Below are 18,952 nucleotides of genomic sequence, written 5' to 3' on the forward strand. Positions count from 1 at the left end.
TTGGCGTTGATTTTTGGCACGCTGTTGAGTTCTCAAGGAACGGACGCTTCCTTTGTACTCACCCTCTGGGGCTTTCCTCCGGGCGCTTCCTTCGTTCTTGCGTTTCCGACTCTATCAGAGCCAGTCCCGCTTGTTTTCCGCCTTCCAGGTCATTCGCTTTCGCGTTTTCCCTTTCCGGCGAGTCCGACTCTATCAGAAGATTTCCACCGGATTTCCCGGCTTCGGATTCCTGAATGAGGAGTCGACTGTGCCCACTTGGAATTCGATTCCTGGGGCGAGAAAGATTTTAAACCATCACTGCCGAACTTGTCCAGTTCGAGGCAACCGTTCGAATCTACCTCCCCGCGTCGGCCGTGTCAACGGTCTTTGCGGGACGACGAGGAGACTAGCAGCTCAGTCCGCTCGTACGCACATCACGCCGCGGTGGGGAGCGTCGCCGTCTGGTCGGCGGGCTCCACGTCGCCCACCTCGCCGGCGCGGGCCGCGCGGCCGCCCAGGACGTAGACGTAGAGGAGGAAGGCGGCCTCGGCGGCCACTCCGATGCCGATACGGGCCCAGGTGGGCAGGCCGGAGGGGGTGACGAAGCCTTCGATCAGGCCCGAGACGAAGAGGACCACGGCCAGTCCCAGGGCCATGCCCAGGGCGGCGCGGCCCTGTTCGGCGAGGGCCACGCGACGGGTTCGGTGGCCCGGGTCGATGACCGTCCAGCCCAGGCGCAGGCCCGTACCGGCGGCGACGAAGACGGCCGTCAGTTCGAGCAGGCCGTGCGGGAGGATCAGGCCGAGGAAGACGTCGAGACGGTCGGCCGAGGACATCAGGCCGATCGCGACCCCCAGGTTCAGCATGTTCATCCACAGGATCCACAGCACCGGCAGGCCCAGGAACGCGCCCAGGACCAGGCACATCGCGGCCGCCTGGGCGTTGTTCGTCCAGACCTGGGCCGCGAAGGAGGCGGCGGGGTGGCTGGAGTAGTACGTCTCGTACTCGCCGCCCGGCTTCGTCATCGCCTTCAGGTCGTCCGGGGCCCCGATCGCGCCCTGGATCTCCGGGTGCGTGGCGATCCACCAGCCGACGAGCACACCGATGGCTACCGAGATCAGCGCCGCGGGTATCCACCAGCGGCGGCTGAGGTAGACGGCGGCCGGGAAGCCGGCGGTGAAGAAGCGGGCCGCGTCGCGCCAGCCGCTGCGGCGGGCGCCCGTCACGGTGGCGCGGGCGCGGGCGACGAGCTGGGTCAGGCGGCCCGTGAGCATCGGGTCGGGCGTGCTGGACTGGATGAGGGAGAGGTGGGTGGACGTGCGCTGGTAGAGCGCGACGAGTTCGTCGGCCTCGGCGCCCGTGAGGCGGCGGCCACGGCCCAGGAGCTGTTCCAGGCGCGCCCATTCCGCCTGGTGGGCTGCCACGAAGACGTCGACATCCATGCGCTTGGCGCTCCCCTGCCCCTGGTTTACCTATTGCTTCCGCCGTCAGCTTGGCAGACTGGGTGCCAAAGGGGCGGGGCAGGTCACGTGAAGGGTGGGTGCATCGGTGAGCGATCTGGTGACGGGGGACGCGGTCGTCCTGGGGCTGCGGCCGGCGAGGCTGCCGAGCCGGGCGCTGGCGATCCTGCTCGACCTGGTCGTGTACATCGCCGGGTACCTGCTCATCACGCTCGGGCTGGCCTTCGCCACCGCCTCGCTGGACGACGCGGCCCAGGCGGCCGTCGCCGTCTCTTCCTTCCTGCTAGTCCTCGTCGGCGTACCGATCGCGGTGGAGACCCTCAGTCACGGGCGGTCGCTGGGCAAGCTCGCGTGCGGGCTGCGGGTGGTGCGCGATGACGGCGGGCCGATCCGCTTCCGGCACGCGCTGGTGCGGGGGGCGCTGGGCGTCATCGAGCTGCTGGCCTTCTTCGGGTCGGTGGCGTGCATCGCGTCGCTGGTCTCGGCGCGGGGGCGGCGCCTCGGCGACGTCTTCGCGGGGACCCTGGTCATCCGGGAGCGGGTGCCGGGGGCGCGGGTGATGCCCGTGCCCGCGCCGCCGCCGTGGCTGGCCGGGCGGTTCGGCGGAATGGACCTGTCGGCGGTGCCGGACGGCCTGTGGCTGGCGATCCGCCAGTACCTGACCCGGATGAACCAGCTGGATCCGCAGGTGGGCGACGTGATGGCGGCCCGGCTCGCGGACGATCTCGTGGCGCGTACGGGGGCGCCCGCACCGGCCGGGGTACCGGCCGCCTCGTTCCTGATGGCGGTGGTGCACGAGCGGCAGTCGCGGGACGCGGCCCGGGCCTTTTCCCGTACCGCCGGCGGCGTGCACGACCAGGCGCCGTCGCAGGCGCAGGCGTATCCGCAGCCGCAGCTCGCGGCTGCCTACGGCGGGATGCCGGCCCTGCCCGCGGTCGCGCCCGCCCCGGCGCCGGTCGCGCCGGCCGTGGCGCCCGTGGGGGTGGCCGTGCGGCCGCCCCGTGCCACCGGGTTCGCTCCGCCCGCCTGAGCTACCGCTCGAAGGTGGACGGCGGGGTTTCCAGGTGTTCGAGTTCGATGCCGGGGGCCGAGAGGACCACGTCTCCGGCCATGTGGATCGTGTGGACCTCACCGGTGTCCAGGGCGCTGACCTGGTACGCGTCGACGAGGAGCGGGCCGCTGTCGGTGGCGTGCTCCTCGCGGCGCAGCAGGGCCCACGCCTGGTCGACCGTACGCGGGGCCAGGACCGGGTCGGTCAGGGCGACGAGGCGGACGCGGGTGGCGGGTGCGCCCGGGTCGAGGCGGAGCAGGCGGGCCGTGGCGATCAGGAAGGCCGGGGAGGTGCCGGTGAAGCCGGGGGCCCGGACGTTGCCTTCGGTGGCCTCGGCGCCGAGGGGGTCGGTGCGGACCCAGGTGACGCCGTCGATGGCGGCGCCGCGGACCTGCCAGCTGGAGGCGTTGGCCTCGAGGCGGATGGGGCGGCCGAGTTCGTCGATGGCGAGGTCCAGGGAGCCGCGGTGTTCGCCGTCGGGGGCGATGAGCTGGGAGACGTAGCGCCAGCCCGAGGGGCCCGGGGCGCAGTGGAAGTGCTCCTCGCCGAGGGGCGTGTGGTCGTGCGGGTCGTGGAGCGAGTAGCGGCCGCGGGGCATCGGGCGGGGTCCTTGGGTCGGTGCGGGGTTCCGGGTGTGGCGGGGCGGGCGAGGCCAGGGGTACGGCCGGTACGGGGCAGGCCCCCGGCATCTCTGCCGGGGGCCTGCGTGACGTGCTGCTGCTACTGCGGGGTCGGGATCAGTAGCGGTAGTGGTCGGGCTTGTACGGGCCTTCGACCTTGACGCCGATGTAGTCGGCCTGCTCCTTGCGGAGGGTGGTGAGCCTGACGCCGAGGGCGTCGAGGTGGAGGCGGGCCACCTTCTCGTCGAGGTGCTTGGGGAGCACGTAGACGTCGGTGGGGTACTCGGCCGGCTTGGTGAAGAGCTCGATCTGGGCCAGGGTCTGGTCCGCGAAGGAGTTCGACATCACGAAGGACGGGTGGCCCGTCGCGTTGCCCAGGTTCAGCAGGCGGCCCTCGGACAGGACGATGAGGACCTTGCCGTCGGGGAACTTCCAGGTGTGGACCTGCGGCTTGACCTCGTCCTTGACGATGCCCTCGATCTTGGCCAGGCCGGCCATGTCGATCTCGTTGTCGAAGTGGCCGATGTTGCCGACGATGGCCTGGTGCTTCATCTTGGCCATGTCGGAGGCCATGATGATGTCCTTGTTGCCCGTGGTCGTGATGAAGATGTCGGCGATCTCCACGACGTCGTCGAGCGTGGCGACCTGGTACCCGTCCATGGCCGCCTGGAGCGCGCAGATCGGGTCGATCTCGGTGATGATGACGCGCGCGCCCTGGCCGCGGAGGGATTCGGCGCAGCCCTTGCCGACGTCGCCGTAGCCGCAGACGACCGCGACCTTGCCGCCGATGAGGACGTCGGTGGCGCGGTTGATGCCGTCGATGAGCGAGTGGCGGCAGCCGTACTTGTTGTCGAACTTCGACTTCGTCACGGCGTCGTTCACGTTGATCGCCGGGAAGAGCAGGGTGCCCTCGTCCATCATCTCGTAGAGGCGGTGGACACCGGTGGTGGTCTCCTCGGTGACGCCGCGGATCTCGGACGCGAGCTGCGTCCACTTCTGCGGGGACTCGCCCAGGGTGCGGTTGAGGAGGGTCAGGATGTAGCCGTACTCCTCGGAGTCCGCCGTGGACGGGTCCGGGGCCGCGCCGATCTTCTCGAACTCGACGCCCTTGTGGACGAGGAGGGTGGCGTCGCCACCGTCGTCGAGGATCATGTTCGGGCCGCCGGTGGGGGTGTTCGGCCAGGTCAGCGCCTGCTCCGTGCACCACCAGTACTCTTCCAGCGTCTCGCCCTTCCAGGCGAAGACGGGGACGCCCTGCGGGTTCTCCGGGGTGCCGTTCGGGCCGACGGCGATGGCGGCGGCCGCGTGGTCCTGGGTGGAGAAGATGTTGCAGGAGGCCCAGCGGACGTCGGCGCCGAGGGCGACGAGGGTCTCGATCAGGACGGCGGTCTGCACGGTCATGTGCAGGGAGCCGGTGACGCGGGCGCCGGCCAGGGGCTGGGTCTTCGCATACTCGGCGCGGATCGACATCAGGCCGGGCATCTCGTGCTCGGCGAGGGTGATCTCCTTGCGCCCGAAAGCGGCGAGGGAGAGGTCCGCGACCTTGAAGTCGGTGAATGCGGCAGTCATGTGGGTGCTGCTCCTCATGGGTCGAGAGGGTGGGTACGGCTGAGCCGTGCACCGTCGTTAAGGACGTGGCACATGGCGCTCAGTCCGTCGGGGGTCCTCTCTCCCCTCGGCCGGTCTCGAAGACCGCCCGACCGCCATCAGCAGCGACGCCTGACACTGAGACGAATCTACACCGATCGGCGGAGCCGGGCCCAGACGAACCCGGGGCAAGTCTCGCTTGGGGTTCGGGTACTGCGGCGGAGAAGTCGGGCTCTTCGGGACTTTTGACGCACCGCATACATGGTGGAGGATGCCGGTTGGACCGGATGTATAGGCGCGGTCCCGCAGGACCGAGCCAGGTGCGTGAGGAGATTCCAGTGACCAGTCCGTCAGGCCCTCCCGACGGTGGGAGCGTAAGCGGGCACGAGCCCGTGAAGTTGGTCGCCGTTACCGCGTGTCCCACGGGCATCGCGCACACCTACATGGCCGCGGAGAAGCTCCAGCAGGCGGCCGACCGCCTCGGCATCTCGATGAAGGTGGAGACGCAAGGCTCGATCGGGGCCGAGAACGTGCTCACTGACAACGATGTCAGAGAGGCGGACGGCGTCATCATCGCCGCCGACAAGGAGGTCGACCTCGAGCGGTTCGCCGGGAAGCGGGTGCTGTCCACCGGCGTCGCGGACGGCATCCACAAGCCGGAGGAGCTCTTCGACCGCGTGCGCACCGCCCCCGTGCAGGCGGCCGGGACCTCGGCGGCCCCGGGCAGCGGCGGCGGGGGCGGTGGCCGGCAGCGCAGCCAGGCGTACAAGGCGCTCATGAACGGCGTCTCGCACATGATCCCGTTCGTGGTAGTGGGCGGTCTGCTGCTCGCCGTGTCCCTGTCCCTCGGCGGACACGCGGACGCCAAGGGCGGGCTGGTCATCCCCGACGGGACCTTCTGGTTCTACGTCAACAAGCTCGGCGTGACCGGCTTCAGCCTGATGCTGCCGATCTTCTCCGGCTACATCGCCTACGCCCTCGGTGACCGGCCGGCCCTCGTACCCGGCATGATCGGCGGCTTCCTGGCCGCCGACGCCGTCCACATCTACGGTGCCGATGCGAACGCCGGCTTCCTGGGCGCCATCGCGACGGGCTTCCTCGCGGGCTATCTGGTGGGGTGGATCAAGAAGGTCAAGGTCCCCAAGGTCGTCCAGCCGATCATGCCGATCATCGTGATTCCCATCCTGTCGACCCTGGCACTGGGGTTGTTCTACATCTATGTGATCGGCCGGCCCATCTCCTGGGTCTTCACGCACCTGACGAGCTGGCTGAACGGGATGACCGGCTCCAGCGCCATCGTGCTCGGCACCCTGATCGGCCTGATGATCGCCTTCGACATGGGCGGTCCGGTCAACAAGACCGCGTTCCTCGTCGCCGTCGGCCTCATCGGCACCAACAACCACGTCATGGGCATGGCCGCCGCGGCCATCCCGGTCATGCCGCTCGGCCAGGGTCTGGCCACGCTGATGCGCCGCAAGCTCTACGGCGCCGAGGAGCGGGAAACCGGCCTCGCCGCCCTGTTCATGGGCTTCTTCGGCATCTCCGAAGGCGCGATCCCCTTCGCCGCCGCCAGGCCCGCCCAGGTCATTCCGGCGAACATGCTCGGCGGCGCGGTGGCCGGTGCGATCGCCGGTGTGGCGGGGGTCCAGGACTCGGTGCCGCACGGTGGTCCGATCGTCTCGCTGTTCGGTGCGATCAGCGGCGTCGTGATGTTCTTCGTGGCCATCGCGGCCGGTGCGGTCGTGACCGCGCTGACGACGAACGCGCTGATCGAGTTCAAGCAGCGCCGGGACGGTGTGACCGGCGGTCCGGCGGTGCTCGCGCCGGAGCCGGTCCTGGCCGGGGCCGGTGTGGGTGTGGGTGCCGGTGTGGGTGCCGGTGTCGGTGTCGGTGTCGGTGTCGGTTCGGCCGACGGTGGCGGTCTCGGTGCCGGGACGGCCGTACAGGCGCAGCCCGCGGCCGCTCCCGTCGCCGCGGGCGGGCCCCCGGAGGTGCTGTCCGGATACCTCACCGGGCAGACCGTGAAGACGGAGCTGGCCTCGGGCTCCAAGGAAGCCGCGATCCGCGAGATGGCGCAGATGCTGGCCACCACCGGCAACGTCCGCGACGTGGACGAGCTCGTACGGGTCGCCCTCGCCCGGGAGGCGCAGGGGACGACGGGGCTCGGTGAGTCGATCGCGATCCCGCACGCCAAGACCGACGCGGTGATCCGCCCGACGGTGGGCTTCGCCCGGTCCGACGAGGGCATCGAGTGGGGCGCGCTGGACGGGACGAAGGCCCGGCTGGTGTTCATGATCTCGGTGCCGGAGGCCGCCGCCGGTGACGAGCACCTGCGGATCCTGGCGCTGCTGTCGCGCAAGCTGATGGACACCGGCTTCCGGGAGCGGCTCCAGGCCGCGCCCGACGAGGCCGCGATCCTGGAGGTGCTGCGCGAGATCCGCTAGCCGCAGCCCCCTTCAGCGCCCTGGTCGTACGAGGCCGCGGCGGGCGACTGACCCGGCCGCCGGCCGACGTGACGTGGCCCCCCTGTGGCAGCGCAGGGGGGCCACGTCACGTCCGGTGCCGTCAGTGGCCGTCGGCGCCCGGGGACTTGGTTAGGTCGGCGCCCTTCGCGGCGGCCTCGGCGTTGTAGATGTCGGGCTCCAGGTAGATCACGCGGGCGATCGGGACCGCCGTGCGGATGCGGGCCTCGGCTGCGTTGATGGCGTTGGCCACCTCGGTCGCGGTGTCGTCGGCCCGTACGGCGATCTTCGCGGCGACCAGGAGCTCCTCGGGGCCGAGGTGCAGGGTGCGCATGTGGATGATGCCGGTGACCACGGCGCCGTCGACGACGGCGGCCTTGATCTTCTCGACGTCCTCGGTGCCGGCGGCCTCGCCGAGCAGCAGGGACTTGGTCTCCGCGGCGAGCACGATGGCGATGACGATCAGCAGGACGCCGATGCACAGGGTGCCGATGCCGTCCCAGATGCCGTCGCCGGTCGCGAGGGCGATGCCGACGCCCGCGAGGGCCAGGACCAGGCCGATCAGGGCGCCGAGGTCTTCCAGGAGGACGACGGGCAGCTCGGGGGCCTTGGCGCGCTTGATGAACTGGCCCCACGAAAGGGTGCCGCGGATCTCGTTCGACTCCTTGATCGCGGTGCGGAAGGAGTAGGACTCCGCGATGATCGCGAAGACCAGGACGCCGATCGGCCAGTACCAGTGCTCGATCGCGTGCGGGTGCTGGATCTTCTCGTAGCCCTCGTAGATGGCGAACATGCCACCGACGGTGAACAGCACGATGGAGACGAGGAAGGCGTAGATGTAGCGCTCGCGCCCGTATCCGAAGGGGTGCTCGGGTGTCGCCTCGCGCTGGGCCTTCTTGCCGCCGAGCAGCAGCAGGCCCTGGTTGCCGGAGTCCGCCAGCGAGTGGACGCTTTCCGCGAGCATCGACGAGGAGCCGCTGAATACGAAGGCCACGAACTTGGCTACAGCGATGGCGAGATTGGCGGCGAGTGCCGCCACGATCGCCTTGGTTCCGCCCGACGCGCTCATGGTTGCGATGTGTCCCTTCCTCGGTGCGGCGCCCCTGTCCGGAGCGCCGCGCTACGGCCGCAGATTCTCACAGCCACCGGTAGGGACGGTACGTCAGACCACCACCGTGGCCCGGAAGACCGTGCCGGTTCCGGACAGTTCGGCCCTTTCGCCCGCCGGTACGAACACGGACTCGCCCGGGGACAGGGCCAGTTCACCGGAGTTCGGGGAGGAGGCCTTCGGGGATCCGGCCGTGCAGAGGAGGATCTGCGGGGTGGTGTCGGGGAGCGGTCGGGGCGCGCCGCCGGGGGCCAGGACGAGGCGGGAGAGCCGGAATTCGTCGATGGGGGTCTCGTAGACCTCTTCGCCGTTGCCCTCGGGGCGCAGGAGGCGGGGGTCGCCGGGCTCGAAGATGACCACCTTGAGCAGCTCCGGCACGTCGACGTGCTTGGGGGTGAGTCCGCAGCGCAGGACGTTGTCGGAGTTGGCCATGAGTTCGACCCCGAGGCCGTCGAGGTAGGCGTGCGGGATGCCGGCGCCGAGGAACATGGCTTCGCCGGGCTGGAGTCGCACGTGGTTGAGGAGCATCGCGGCGATGACGCCCGGGTCGCCCGGGTAGCCGTGGACGAGTCCCGCGTACGGGGCGTACGGGCCCCCGAGCCGCTCGGCGGCAGCCGCGGCCTCGGTGACCGTACGGGCCATCTCCGTGCGGTCGGCGGTCAGGACGGCGGTGAGCACCTCGCGCAGCGCCGCCTCCTCGGGGTGGGCCCGCAGGAGGTCGACGTAGGGCTTGAGGGAGTCGACGCCGAGGCCCTCGAGCAGTTCGGCGGCGGCCAGGGGCGGGCGGAATCCGCACAGGCCGTCGAAGGGGGTGAGGGCGCAGATCAGTTCGGGCTTGTGGTTGGCGTCCTTGTAGTTGCGCTGCGGCGCGTCGATCGGGACGCCGCGGCGCTCCTCGTCCTCGAACCCGGCCTGGGCCTGGGCGAGGTCGGGGTGGACCTGGAGGGAGAGCGGGGCTCCGGCGGCGAGGAGTTTGAGGAGGAAGGGCAGCCGGGGGCCGAACTTGTCGACGGCGGCCGGGCCCAGCTCGCCTTCGGGGTCGGCCGCGATGACCTCCGAGAGGGGGCTCTCGCCGGCTCCGCGGTCCAGCCGGGAGGGGGCGCCGGGGTGGGCTCCCATCCACATCTCGGCCTGCGGTTCCCCGGTGGGCGCGACTCCGATGAGCTCGGGGATCGCGGTGGTGGATCCCCATGCGTACGGTCGGATCGTGTTGGTGAGGCGGTCCATCGGTCGTCTTCCTGAGTGAGAGGGCACGGCTGTGCGCCTCAGCTGCGTCCCCCGGAGGCCAGCGCCAGGTAGGCGGTGGCGAAGTCCGTGACGGCGAGGAGTTCGGCGAGCTGTTCCAGCTCGGTGCCCTCCTCCGGTTCGAGCTCGCTGATGGCCGTGTCGTGGCTGAGCGCGAGCTCTCGGGCGGCGGGGGCGGCCGTCAGTCCGCCCGCGGGCCGGTCGCGCAGCAGGACGACGCGTGCGCGCATGGCCTGTGGTTCTTCCAGCCGGTCGCGGAAGAAGTCCTCGGGGTCGGCGCCGGCGGCGAAGGAGCCGGCGAGCAGGACTCCGTGGGCCGGCAGGGCCTCGGGGAGGTCGGCGGCGAGTGCGGGGCGCCCGGCGAGCTCGGCGAGGGTCGCGGCGAAGCGGCGGCCGGCGGGCCCGGCTCCGGTGCCCTCGCTCCAGATCAGGGGGAGGGAGTCGGCGAGCTCGGACGCGAGGGTCTTGGCCGGGTTGGAGTAGGTGGCGATGGCGGGGCCGCAGCGTTCGGCGGTGCGGTCGAGCCGGTCGGCGACGAGCTGCAGGGTGTGCGGGGCGGCGGTGATCAGGCCGACCCGGTCGAGGAGCACCAGCAGCGGCGTCAGCAGGGCCCACAGGGCGCCGGGTCCGGCCGCGGCGGATTCGTCGTACTCCTGGTACGGGGCTTTCGCCATCGGTACGAGGAGTCCGTGCGCGCCCTCCACCGCCTCGCTCAGCGGCGACCGCTCGGGCGCGACGGCGACGACGGCGCAGCCGCGCCGGTAAGCCTGTTCGGCGAGGACGGCGAGGCCCGGCTCGGTGCCGTCGGTGGTGGCGATGAGCAGGAGGTCCACGGGGCCGGCCCAGCCGGGCAGGGTCCAGCGCAGCGCCCCGGCGGCGTGCGCGACGCCGGTGGGGTGGAGCCGGATGACGGGCGCGGAGGCTCCGGCGAGCGCTCCGAGCAGGTCCGCCACGCCGGTGGCGGCCGTGCCGGGTCCGGCGATGAGGACCGCGCGCGGGCGGCCGTCGGGACGGAGGTCGGCCAGGCCCGCCTCGGTGGCGTGCCGGGCCGCAGTGCGCACCCTGGCCCCGGCCTCGGCGGCGCCGCGCAGGAGGCCGCGGCGGTCGGCGCGGGCGAGATCGTCAGGTGCGTCGAGGAGCGACTCGTCGAGCATGCGGCCTCCGGCTGTGTCTGTGACGTGTCCAGTGGTGACGGAACCTGTGGAGTGACGGAACCAGTCTCAGCGTTTGCGCGGCGTGGAGGTGGCAGCTCAGGCGGGGCGGCGCGCCTCGTCCACGAGGAGCACCGGAATGCCGTCGCGGACCGGGTAGGCGAGGCCGCAGTCCTGGCCTCCGGTGCAGATCAGCTCGGGGGCCTCCGCGTCGGCCGACTTGTCCTCGAGGGGCGAGTGGCAGGCGGGGCAGGCGAGGATCTCCAGGAGGCCGGCTTCGAGCGGCATGGCGGCGGGTTCCCTTCGGGATGCGGATGGGGCCTGGTCAGCGTACCGCCGAGTCACCTGCGGTGCGGTCGGAAGGTGACTCGGCGGTAGTGGCGCCGGTCCGGTCGCCTCAGGCGCGGATGAGGGCCAGGACCTCGTCGCGGACCTTGGCGAGGGTGGCGGGGTCGCGGGCCTCGACGTTGAGGCGGAGCAGCGGCTCGGTGTTGGAGGCGCGCACGTTGAACCACCAGTCGGTGCTGGTGACGGTGAGGCCGTCCAGTTCGTCCAGGGTGATGTCCGGCTGCGCGCCGTACGTCTCCTTGATGGCGGCGACGCGGCCGACCTGGTCGGCGACGGTGGAGTTGATCTCGCCCGAGCCCGCGTAGCGGTCGTAGGAGGAGACCAGCTCGGAGAGGGGGCCGTCCTGGCCGCCGAGGGCCGCGAGGACGTGAAGCGCGGCGAGCATGCCGGTGTCCGCGTTCCAGAAGTCCTTGAAGTAGTAGTGCGCGGAGTGCTCGCCGCCGAAGATGGCGCCGGACTTGGCCATCTCCTCCTTGATGAAGGAGTGGCCGACGCGGGTGCGGACCGGGGTGCCGCCGTTCTCGCGGACGACCTCGGGGACGGACCAGGACGTGATCAGGTTGTGGATCACGGTGCCGGTGCCGCCGTTGCGGGCCAGTTCGCGGGCGGCGACCAGGGCGGTGATGGCGGACGGGGAGACGCCCTCGCCGCGCTCGTCGACGATGAAGCAGCGGTCGGCGTCGCCGTCGAAGGCGATGCCGAGGTCCGCGCCCTCGGACTTCACGCGGGCCTGCAGGTCGACGATGTTCTTCGGGTCGAGGGGGTTGGCCTCGTGGTTGGGGAAGGTCCCGTCCAGCTCGAAGTACATGGGGACGAGGTCCAGCGGGAGGCCGGCGAAGACGGTGGGGACGGTGTGGCCGCCCATGCCGTTGCCCGCGTCGACGACGACCTTGAGGGGGCGGATGGCGGTGAGGTCGACCAGGCCCTTGAGGTGCTCGGCGTAGCCGGGGAGGCTGTCCAGCTCGGTGATGGTGCCCGGGACGGTGCCGGCGGGGATCGCGGGGGCGCCTTCGTCGGTCCACTTCTCGGCGAGCCCGCGGATGGTGGCGAGACCGGTGTCCTGGCCCACGGGGGCGGCGCCGGCCCGGCAGAGCTTGATGCCGTTGTACTGGGCCGGGTTGTGCGAGGCCGTGAACATCGCTCCGGGCAGGTTCAGGCTGCCGGAGGCGTAGTACAGCTGGTCGGTGGAGCACAGTCCGATCAGGGTGACGTCGACGCCGCGGGCGGCCGCGCCGCGGGCGAAGGCGCCGGACAGGGCGGGCGACGAGGGGCGCATGTCGTACCCGACGACGATCGCGGTGGCGCCGGTGACCTCGACGAATGCGGCACCGAACACTTCGGCCAGGGACTCGTCCCACTCGTCCGGGACGACGCCCCGTACGTCATAAGCCTTGATGATGTTCGAAAGATCGGTGGCCACTGCCTGCCCTCCTGAAGGTGATCTGCTGTGGACCAAACCTACCGTGGACGTGGAGTCGCATTTCAGACGATCGGAGCGTCAGGAATCGGGCGAACGCAGGACCCTCAGGTGTCCGCGACGTGTCTCGCCCGTACCGGAACCGGTCCGGCCCGCGGCGCCGCCCCGGGCCTCGGGGACGCGCTCGGGCGGGCGCGCGGCTTCCCGTACGGCGTTGGCGAGGGCTTCGAGGTCGTCGCCGGTGGGCCGGGAGGGCGCGGATCCGCCGGTGAGGCGTACGACGTCCCAGCCGCGCGGGGCGGTCATCCGCTCCGCGTGCTCGGCGCACAGGTCGTAGCAGTGGGGTTCGGCGTAGGTGGCGAGCGGGCCGAGGACTGCGGTCGAATCGGCGTAGACGTACGTCAGCGTCGCGACGGCAGGGCGGCCGCACGCGGTGCGAGAACAGCGACGTACAAGGCTCACGACGTTGGACGGTACCGCACTCTTGACCGGGCCGCGACGACTCTCCCCCCGGCCACTCGCCCGTGTCGGCTCATCACCCCCGCCCGGGCGGGAGGTGCGGGCTACCCTGCGGGGGTGACGGACAGCTCCCTGCCTCCCCTTCCCCCGCCCCTGCCCCTCCCGGAGGCCTCCGCCGACGGCGAGCCGAGAGTACGGCGGCGCGACCGGCACGGACGGGGGATGCGCGGGCCGGTGGCCCCTCCGCAGGTGCCGCTGTCGGCGAGCCGGTCGGAGCTCTTCGGCGATCTCGTACGGGACTCCGTGGAGCGCCTGGAGCGGCGCTGGCCCCAGCTGGCGGAGGTGGAATTCCTGGTCGGCGACGTCCCGGGACCGCCCGGCGGCGCGGACGCGGGCTGGAACGACGAGGCGGTGCCGCTGGGGGCGCTCGCCGAGCCGGGCGGCGGCCGCCCGCCCCGGATCGTGGTGTTCCGGCGGCCGGTGGAGATCAGGACGAAGACGCGGGACGAGAAAGCGCTGCTCGTACACGAGATCGTGGTGGAACAGGTGGCGGAGCTGCTCGGGCTGTCACCTGAGACGGTGGATCCGAGGTACGGGCAGGACTAGTGCCGCGGCCTGGGTGCCGTGGCCCTGGTGCCGTGGCCTTCCCGGTCACGGCACCAGGCCCTCCCGTCAGTCCTCGGTGAGGACCGACAGGTCCTGGGTGGCCTGGGGGACCGAGACCGTCGAGCGGTCGTCCGACAGGGTCTGGACGGTGAACATCGGGGTGCCGTCGCGCGGCAGGGTCAGCGTGCGGGACGCGTGGACCGGGCCGCCCGTGAGTGTTTCCACCGTCAGCGCGTAGGGGCCCTTGCCGCCCGTCGGGGCGAGCGTCAGGGTCTGGGTCGTGCCCGCCTTGACGGTGACCTCCTTGGAGGCCGGCTCGCCGCCCTCCGTGCCCGCCGAGGCCGTCACCTTGACCGTCGCGTCGGCGCCGGACGCCGCCGTCAGGGCCAGGACCGTCGCGTTCTCCTCCGGGCGGTTGTCGGCCACGGTCGCCCGCTGGCCCACCGGCGCGGCCGCCTGGACGAAGCCGAGGTCCTGCTTGGCGCCGCTGCCGCGCACGATCCGTACCGCCGCGACGACCGGGACGGTCTGCTTGCCTTCGGCCGGGGACAGGACGAGGGAGCCCGCTTCGCCGCGCGTGACGTCCTTGAGGTCCGCGCTCGCGGTCATCCCGGCCTTGACGTGGAGCTGTTCGTTGCCCGCCGGGGTGAGGGAGCCGTTCGCCGCGGCCAGGCGGATCGTGAGGTCCGCGTCCTCTTCGCCGGGCGCGAAGGCGATCAGGCGCACCGAGGTGGCGTCCGCCGGGATGCCCGGCAGGACCAGCGTCCCCGCCGGGTCGATCGAGGCGGGCAGCCAGTCCGCGCCGACCCCTTCTTCGCCGACCTGGGCGGTGGCCCCGATGCGGCCGGCGCGGGTCGTCACGTGGGCGGTGACGTCCGCGAGCTGCGCGCCGGGGGCGAGGGAGGACAGGGAGATGGCCTTGCTGGACTTCGGGTCGATGCGGATGTTCTCGCTGGTGCCCGCTTCGGTCTTGACCGCGCCGTCGGGGCCGAACAGCTTGATGTCCACCACGGCCGCGTCGTCGTCCGGGTTGGTGAAGTGGACGTAGTCCTCGCGCCCCTTCGCGGTGCTCACGCCGGGGAACCAGAAGTCGGTGCCGGGCGCGGTGCAGCCGACGCCGAGCAGGCCGCGCGTGCGGCCGACCGAGACCAGCGTGGTCTGCTGCGCGCTCCAGCCGGGTGCGAGGAACCCGTCCGCCGTGCCGGTGAGCGCGGGGGCCTCGGCTCCGGAGGCCTTGGCTCCGACGGGCTTGCCGGGCTCCTTGAGCTCCAGTACCGGCTTGGCGTCCTTGGTCGCGCCCAGCAGCCGGGCCGTGCCCGTGCCGCCCGCGGCGGCCGCGCCGGGGGTGATGGCGGTGTACGCGGTGTCGGCGATGTCGGAGGTGCTGGGCGAGGGGCACACCAGCAGGGACCGCTCGACGGGCATCCGGGCGGCGGTCTTGCCGGACGCGGCCGCCGCGGGGGCGCCGTCGGCGGCGGGCGCGGTGAGGGTGGCCAGGCCGGTGACGGCGGCCAGGGCCGCCGTGACCGCGGCGAGCGTCAGGGGTACGCGCTGCTTCACTGCTGGGGGCTCCCGTCCGGACGCGGGACGTGGCGCCCGTCGTGCTGTCCGTCGTGCTGCTGTCCATAGGTGTCGTACGGCTCGTACGGGTACGGGTACTGCTCGTGGTCCCGCTGCTGCGGGGGCTGCTGCTGGTACGGCTGCTCCGCGTACGGCTGTTCGCTGTACTGCTGCTCCGCGTACTGCTGCTCGGCGTACGGCTGCTGCGGCTGCCCGCCGTAGGGGTACGGCTCGTACGGCGGCTGCTGGGGCTGTTGCTGTTCCTGCGGCTGCTGCGGCTGCTGCTGCTGCGGCTCCTGGTGGCCGTAGGCGTAACCGTCCTGGTCCCCGTACGCCTGCTGGTAGGCGTACCCGTCGTCCCCGTACGCCTGCTGCTCCGGGATCTGCGCGTACGGGTCGGCGGCGACGGCGGCCTCGGCGGGGGCTTCGGCCTCCGTCTCGGACTGCTCGCGCAGGCGGCGGGCGCGGCGGCCCTCGCCGGCCTCCTCGGCGGGCGCGGCCTCCTCCTCGGGGAGGTCGTCGTCGAGGCTGGTGCGGCGGCCCGGGAGGGCCATCACGAGCAGGACCAGCGCGAGCAGACCCTGCGCCCAGTGCCAGGCGGTCCGGGTGAGGGCGTCGTCGTGGACGAGGTCGAGGCGGCCGCCGCCGGCGGGGAGCTCGAAGCCCTGGGCCCAGCCGTCGAGCGTCTTGGCCTTGAGCGGCTTGCCGTCGAGGGTGGCCTGCCAGCCGGCCGCGGCCTTGTCCGCGATGCGCAGCGTGCGGCCGGCCTCGCCCGCCGGGATCTTGCTGTGGACCTCGACGGGGCCGGAGGCGACGGGGATCGGGGCCTCGCCCGGCTTGGCGGGGAGGATGACGGCGCGGGCGACCTGGCGGTCCACGCGCCACAGGGCGCTGCCTTCGAGCTTGCTGAGGCGGCTGAGTCCGGGGGTGGCGTCGAGGACGCGGCCGATCTGCGCCGGGGCTCCGTCGCGGACCAGGACGTAGCGGATGGCGAAGCCGCCGAGCTGGTCGGTCTGGTCGGCGCCGGATCCGGCGACGAGGCTGGAGACGACCTTGTCGAGGCGGCTGTCGCTGCCGGCCTGGGCGGCGAGTTCGGCGTCGCCGAGGCGGCCGCCGGAGCCGCGTACGAGGCTGTAGGAGACGGCGGCCGGGGAGGTCGCGCCGATGACGAGGGTGCGGGCCTGGTCGCGGGTGCCGCTCTCTTCGGCGACGAACGCGGGGACCTGGACCGGGTCGCGGCGCTCCAGCGGGCCGGCGGCTCCGCTGAGCATCCAGCCGGCGGCGCCGATCAGCGGGCCGACGGCGGCGGCGAGCGCGATGAGGACGGCGAGCGGCTGGCGCCAGCCGAAGCTGCGGGCGGCCACGCGCTCCTTGGCTCCGTCGGCGCCGACGGCGGCGGCGGCCAGCAGGGCGAGTCCGTAGACGAGGGTGGCGGGGCCGGCCCAGGTGGTGCGGTTGACGAGCACGGCGAGGACGAGCGCGGCCAGGGCGGCGGCCCAGGCGGTGCGGACGGCGAACTGCCGCTCGGTGCGCAGCAGGGCGGCGAGGGCGGCGAGGACGACGCCGATGAGGATCAGCCCGCCGGCGGTGCGGGGTCCGCCGGGGCTGATGCCGAGCAGGTCCAGGGCTCCGGCCGAGCCGGCTCCGTAGGGCAGTCCGGCCTCGTTCAGGAAGCGGCCGGGGTGGGTGAGCAGGCTCAGCGACCAGGGGGCGAGGGCCAGGAGGGGGACGGCGAGCGTCGCGAGGAGGCGCGGTCCGTACGTCTTCCAGTGCGCGCGGCGCAGGACGAGCGCGGCGGCTCCGAGTACGGCGGCGAGCGGCCAGACGACGGGGGTGAAGGCGGCGGCCAGGGTCAGCAGGAGGGTGTAGGTCCAGACCGAGCGCCAGGTGCCGCCGGGGTTCTCGGCGTCCCGCGGGCCCTGCGGGCCGCCGAAGCCGAAGGCGGCGACGGCGGAGCGGGCGATGAGCGGGAGCAGGATCGCGAGGACGGCGGTGCCGAGCCGTCCGCCGGCGAGGGCTCCGGTGACGGCGGGGAGGAAGGCGTAGGCGACGGCGGCCCAGGCGCGCAGCAGCCGGGATTCGACGAGCGGCCGGGAGGCGAAGTAGGCGCTGAGTCCGGCGAGCGGGACGGAGCAGACGAGGAGCAGCGTCAGGGCGGCGTTGGTGGAGCCGAAGAGCAGGGTGGAGAGGGCTCCGAGGACGGCGAGGTAGGGCGGTGCTCCGGTGGTGGTGCCGGTGCCGACGGGCTGCCAGTCGTCGGCGTAGGTGCGCCAGAGGTCGAGTCCGCCGTCGGGGGCGGGGAGCAGGGCGCCGCCCATGAGGGAGCCGCCGCCGAGCAGGGAGCGGCAGGCGATGACGGAGACGAGCAGGAGGAGGGCGAAGAGGACGGGCGCGGGCTTGCGGGCGATCCGCTTGATGCGCGCGAACTGTTCGATCTCCAGGTAGTCGGCGTCGTCGTCGGCGCCGGGACCGGATTCGACGGCTCCGCCGTGCCGGCCGGCGCCCGTGTGGGTGGCCTCGGTGTCGCGGTCGGCGCCGAAGTAGCCGGCGAGCTGCTCGGCGTTGGCGCGCAGGGTGGCGCCGGGCGGGGGAAAGAGGGGGCGCAGGTCCTTGGCGGGGACGGCGGGGCGGCGGCGCGCTCTGCGGGCGGCGAGGACGCGGCCGGGGCGGAGCAGGGTGGCGAGGAGGCCGGTGATCTCGTCGACGGCCTGTCCGGGGGCCTTGCCGACGAGGTAGGCCAGGGTGCGCAGGACGGTGCCGACGAGGACGCGCAGCAGGACGTACGGGAGGGCGCGGCCGGAGCTGTTGGCCAGCATGGTGTAGACGGCGCCGGCCTTGTCGACGCGGTGCGGGCTGGCGGTGGAGCGGCCGGCGCAGTCGACGGTGCGGCGTTCGCGGGCGGAGGCCTCGGCGTGCCGCAGGACGGCGTCGGGGGCGATGAGGACGGCGTGGCCGGCGCTCTGGGCGCGCCAGCACAGGTCGACGTCGTCGCGCATGAGGGGCAGCCGCCGGTCGAAGCCGCCGAGGTCGTCGTAGACGTCGCGGCGGATCAGCATGCCGGCGGTGGAGACGGACAGGACGGGCTGGACCTGGTCGTGCTGGCCCTGGTCCTGTTCGCGGCGGTCGAGGCCGGTCCAGCGGCGGCCGCTGCGGGCGATGGTGACGCCGACTTCGAGGAGCTGCTTCTTGTCGTACCAGCCGCGCAGCTTGGGGCCGATGACGGCGGCGTCGGGGTTGTCCTCGGCCACGCGCAGGAGTTGCGCGAGGGCGTCGGGCTCGGGCGCGCAGTCGTCGTGGAGGAGCCAGAGCCACTGGACGGGTTCGCCGTGGGGCAGTTCGGGGAGGTCGTAGGTGTCGTCGCGCCAGGTGCGGCTGACGGGGTCCCAGCCGGAGGGCCGCTTGAGGTACGGGAGGTCCTCGGGGGTCAGCGTGGGGGCGGTGCGGGCGACTTCGTCGACGGCGGCGCCGAATCCGGTGCGGCGGGCGAGGTGGAGGACGCGTTCGTCTCCCAGGGCCTCGCCGAGCAGGCGCGCGGAGTCGTCGGCGCTGCCGGTGTCGGCGGCGATGTGGTTCTGGGCGGGGCGTTCCTGGGCGAGGAGGCCCGCGAGCGTGCGGGGCAGCCAGCGGGAGCCGTCGTGGGCCACGAGGACGGCGGTGACGACGTGCCGGGGGAACTCTGGTGCGGCGGCAGCCTGGTAGGAGGCGCTCGACTGGCTGTGCAGGGACATCGCGGTACGGGCCCTCCGGCCGGGGGTCCGGGGGTGTTGTGCCCTCGGAGGCTGCTGGACAGCGCCCCACACTAACGGCTGGGAACACGGCGGTCCGCCTCCTGCGGGGAAGGTGCGGGAGGCGGACCGTTTGCTCTGCTCGTAGTACCGCTGGTCGTACTGTTCGTTGTA

General features: G+C 72.5%; 15 protein-coding genes. 4 read left to right on the forward strand and 11 right to left on the reverse strand.

Annotated elements, in window-relative coordinates; all coding sequences use genetic code 11:
• Nucleotides 1–237 (forward strand): hypothetical protein (locus tag J7E97_RS24790; RefSeq protein WP_215031278.1); only part of this gene is annotated, 237 nt, incomplete at its 5' end.
• A 176-nt stretch (nucleotides 238–413) separates the two neighbouring features.
• Here the strand turns inward: J7E97_RS24790 and J7E97_RS24795 are convergent.
• Nucleotides 414–1,421 carry a stage II sporulation protein M gene (locus J7E97_RS24795; protein WP_215031281.1) on the reverse strand — a complete coding sequence of 336 codons (1,008 nt, stop codon included), beginning with the start codon at nucleotides 1,419–1,421 and terminating at the stop codon, nucleotides 414–416.
• A gap of 106 nt (nucleotides 1,422–1,527) precedes the next feature.
• Between J7E97_RS24795 and J7E97_RS24800 the strand changes: the two genes are divergently transcribed.
• Nucleotides 1,528–2,469 carry an RDD family protein gene (locus tag J7E97_RS24800; RefSeq protein ID WP_215031284.1) on the forward strand — a complete coding sequence of 314 codons (942 nt, stop codon included), beginning with the start codon at nucleotides 1,528–1,530 and terminating at the stop codon, nucleotides 2,467–2,469.
• Between the two features lies 1 nt (nucleotide 2,470).
• Here J7E97_RS24800 and J7E97_RS24805 read toward each other — a convergent pair whose 3' ends face one another.
• Together J7E97_RS24805 and ahcY are read right to left on the reverse strand one after the other, a co-directional pair.
• Nucleotides 2,471–3,088 carry a hypothetical protein gene (locus J7E97_RS24805; RefSeq protein WP_215031287.1) on the reverse strand — a complete coding sequence of 206 codons (618 nt, stop codon included), beginning with the start codon at nucleotides 3,086–3,088 and terminating at the stop codon, nucleotides 2,471–2,473.
• Nucleotides 3,089–3,227: 139 nt separating this feature from the next.
• Complete coding sequence (ahcY, locus tag J7E97_RS24810; protein WP_215031290.1) at nucleotides 3,228–4,679, reverse strand: adenosylhomocysteinase; 1,452 nt, start codon at nucleotides 4,677–4,679, stop codon at nucleotides 3,228–3,230.
• 356 nt (nucleotides 4,680–5,035) lie between these two features.
• Here ahcY and J7E97_RS24815 point away from each other — a divergent pair, with 356 nt between their 5' ends.
• Nucleotides 5,036–7,141 (forward strand): fructose-specific PTS transporter subunit EIIC, encoded by a 2,106-nt coding sequence (locus J7E97_RS24815; RefSeq protein ID WP_215031293.1) that lies wholly within the window; start codon nucleotides 5,036–5,038, stop codon nucleotides 7,139–7,141.
• 121 nt (nucleotides 7,142–7,262) lie between these two features.
• Here J7E97_RS24815 and J7E97_RS24820 read toward each other — a convergent pair whose 3' ends face one another.
• The 6 genes from J7E97_RS24820 to J7E97_RS24845 form a co-directional block, all read right to left on the reverse strand.
• Complete coding sequence (locus tag J7E97_RS24820) at nucleotides 7,263–8,228, reverse strand: cation diffusion facilitator family transporter (protein ID WP_215031296.1); 966 nt, start codon at nucleotides 8,226–8,228, stop codon at nucleotides 7,263–7,265.
• A 93-nt stretch (nucleotides 8,229–8,321) separates the two neighbouring features.
• On the reverse strand, nucleotides 8,322–9,494 hold the full coding sequence (gene manA, locus J7E97_RS24825) for a mannose-6-phosphate isomerase, class I (RefSeq protein WP_215031299.1): 1,173 nt from the start codon (nucleotides 9,492–9,494) through the stop codon (nucleotides 8,322–8,324).
• Nucleotides 9,495–9,532: 38 nt separating this feature from the next.
• The gene (locus tag J7E97_RS24830) at nucleotides 9,533–10,666 is read right to left on the reverse strand and encodes an SIS domain-containing protein (RefSeq protein WP_215031302.1); all 1,134 of its coding nucleotides are present in this window, start codon (nucleotides 10,664–10,666) and stop codon (nucleotides 9,533–9,535) included.
• A gap of 96 nt (nucleotides 10,667–10,762) precedes the next feature.
• Nucleotides 10,763–10,951 carry a Trm112 family protein gene (locus tag J7E97_RS24835; RefSeq protein WP_215031305.1) on the reverse strand — a complete coding sequence of 63 codons (189 nt, stop codon included), beginning with the start codon at nucleotides 10,949–10,951 and terminating at the stop codon, nucleotides 10,763–10,765.
• A gap of 109 nt (nucleotides 10,952–11,060) precedes the next feature.
• A complete protein-coding gene (locus J7E97_RS24840) occupies nucleotides 11,061–12,431 on the reverse strand; it encodes a phosphomannomutase/phosphoglucomutase (RefSeq protein ID WP_215031308.1) in 1,371 nt (456 codons plus the stop codon).
• 78 nt (nucleotides 12,432–12,509) lie between these two features.
• Nucleotides 12,510–12,890, reverse strand: a complete 381-nt coding sequence (locus tag J7E97_RS24845) for a DUF3499 domain-containing protein (RefSeq protein ID WP_215031310.1) — start codon at nucleotides 12,888–12,890, stop codon at nucleotides 12,510–12,512.
• Between the two features lie 219 nt (nucleotides 12,891–13,109).
• Between J7E97_RS24845 and J7E97_RS24850 the strand changes: the two genes are divergently transcribed.
• Nucleotides 13,110–13,493, forward strand: a complete 384-nt coding sequence (locus tag J7E97_RS24850; RefSeq protein WP_215031313.1) for a metallopeptidase family protein — start codon at nucleotides 13,110–13,112, stop codon at nucleotides 13,491–13,493.
• A gap of 66 nt (nucleotides 13,494–13,559) precedes the next feature.
• On the opposite strand, the gene J7E97_RS24855 is transcribed toward J7E97_RS24850, so the two are convergent.
• On the reverse strand, nucleotides 13,560–15,053 hold the full coding sequence (locus J7E97_RS24855) for a DUF5719 family protein (protein ID WP_215031316.1): 1,494 nt from the start codon (nucleotides 15,051–15,053) through the stop codon (nucleotides 13,560–13,562).
• Nucleotides 15,050–18,781, reverse strand: coding sequence for a glycosyltransferase family 2 protein (locus J7E97_RS24860; RefSeq protein WP_215031319.1), 3,732 nt, complete (start codon nucleotides 18,779–18,781; stop codon nucleotides 15,050–15,052). Before J7E97_RS24860 ends, J7E97_RS24855 begins: the two co-directional genes overlap by 4 nt.
• Nucleotides 18,782–18,952: the final 171 nt, after the last annotated feature.

Source organism: Streptomyces sp. ISL-66, assembly GCF_018614135.1.
Classification (GTDB): Bacteria; Actinomycetota; Actinomycetes; order Streptomycetales; family Streptomycetaceae; genus Streptomyces.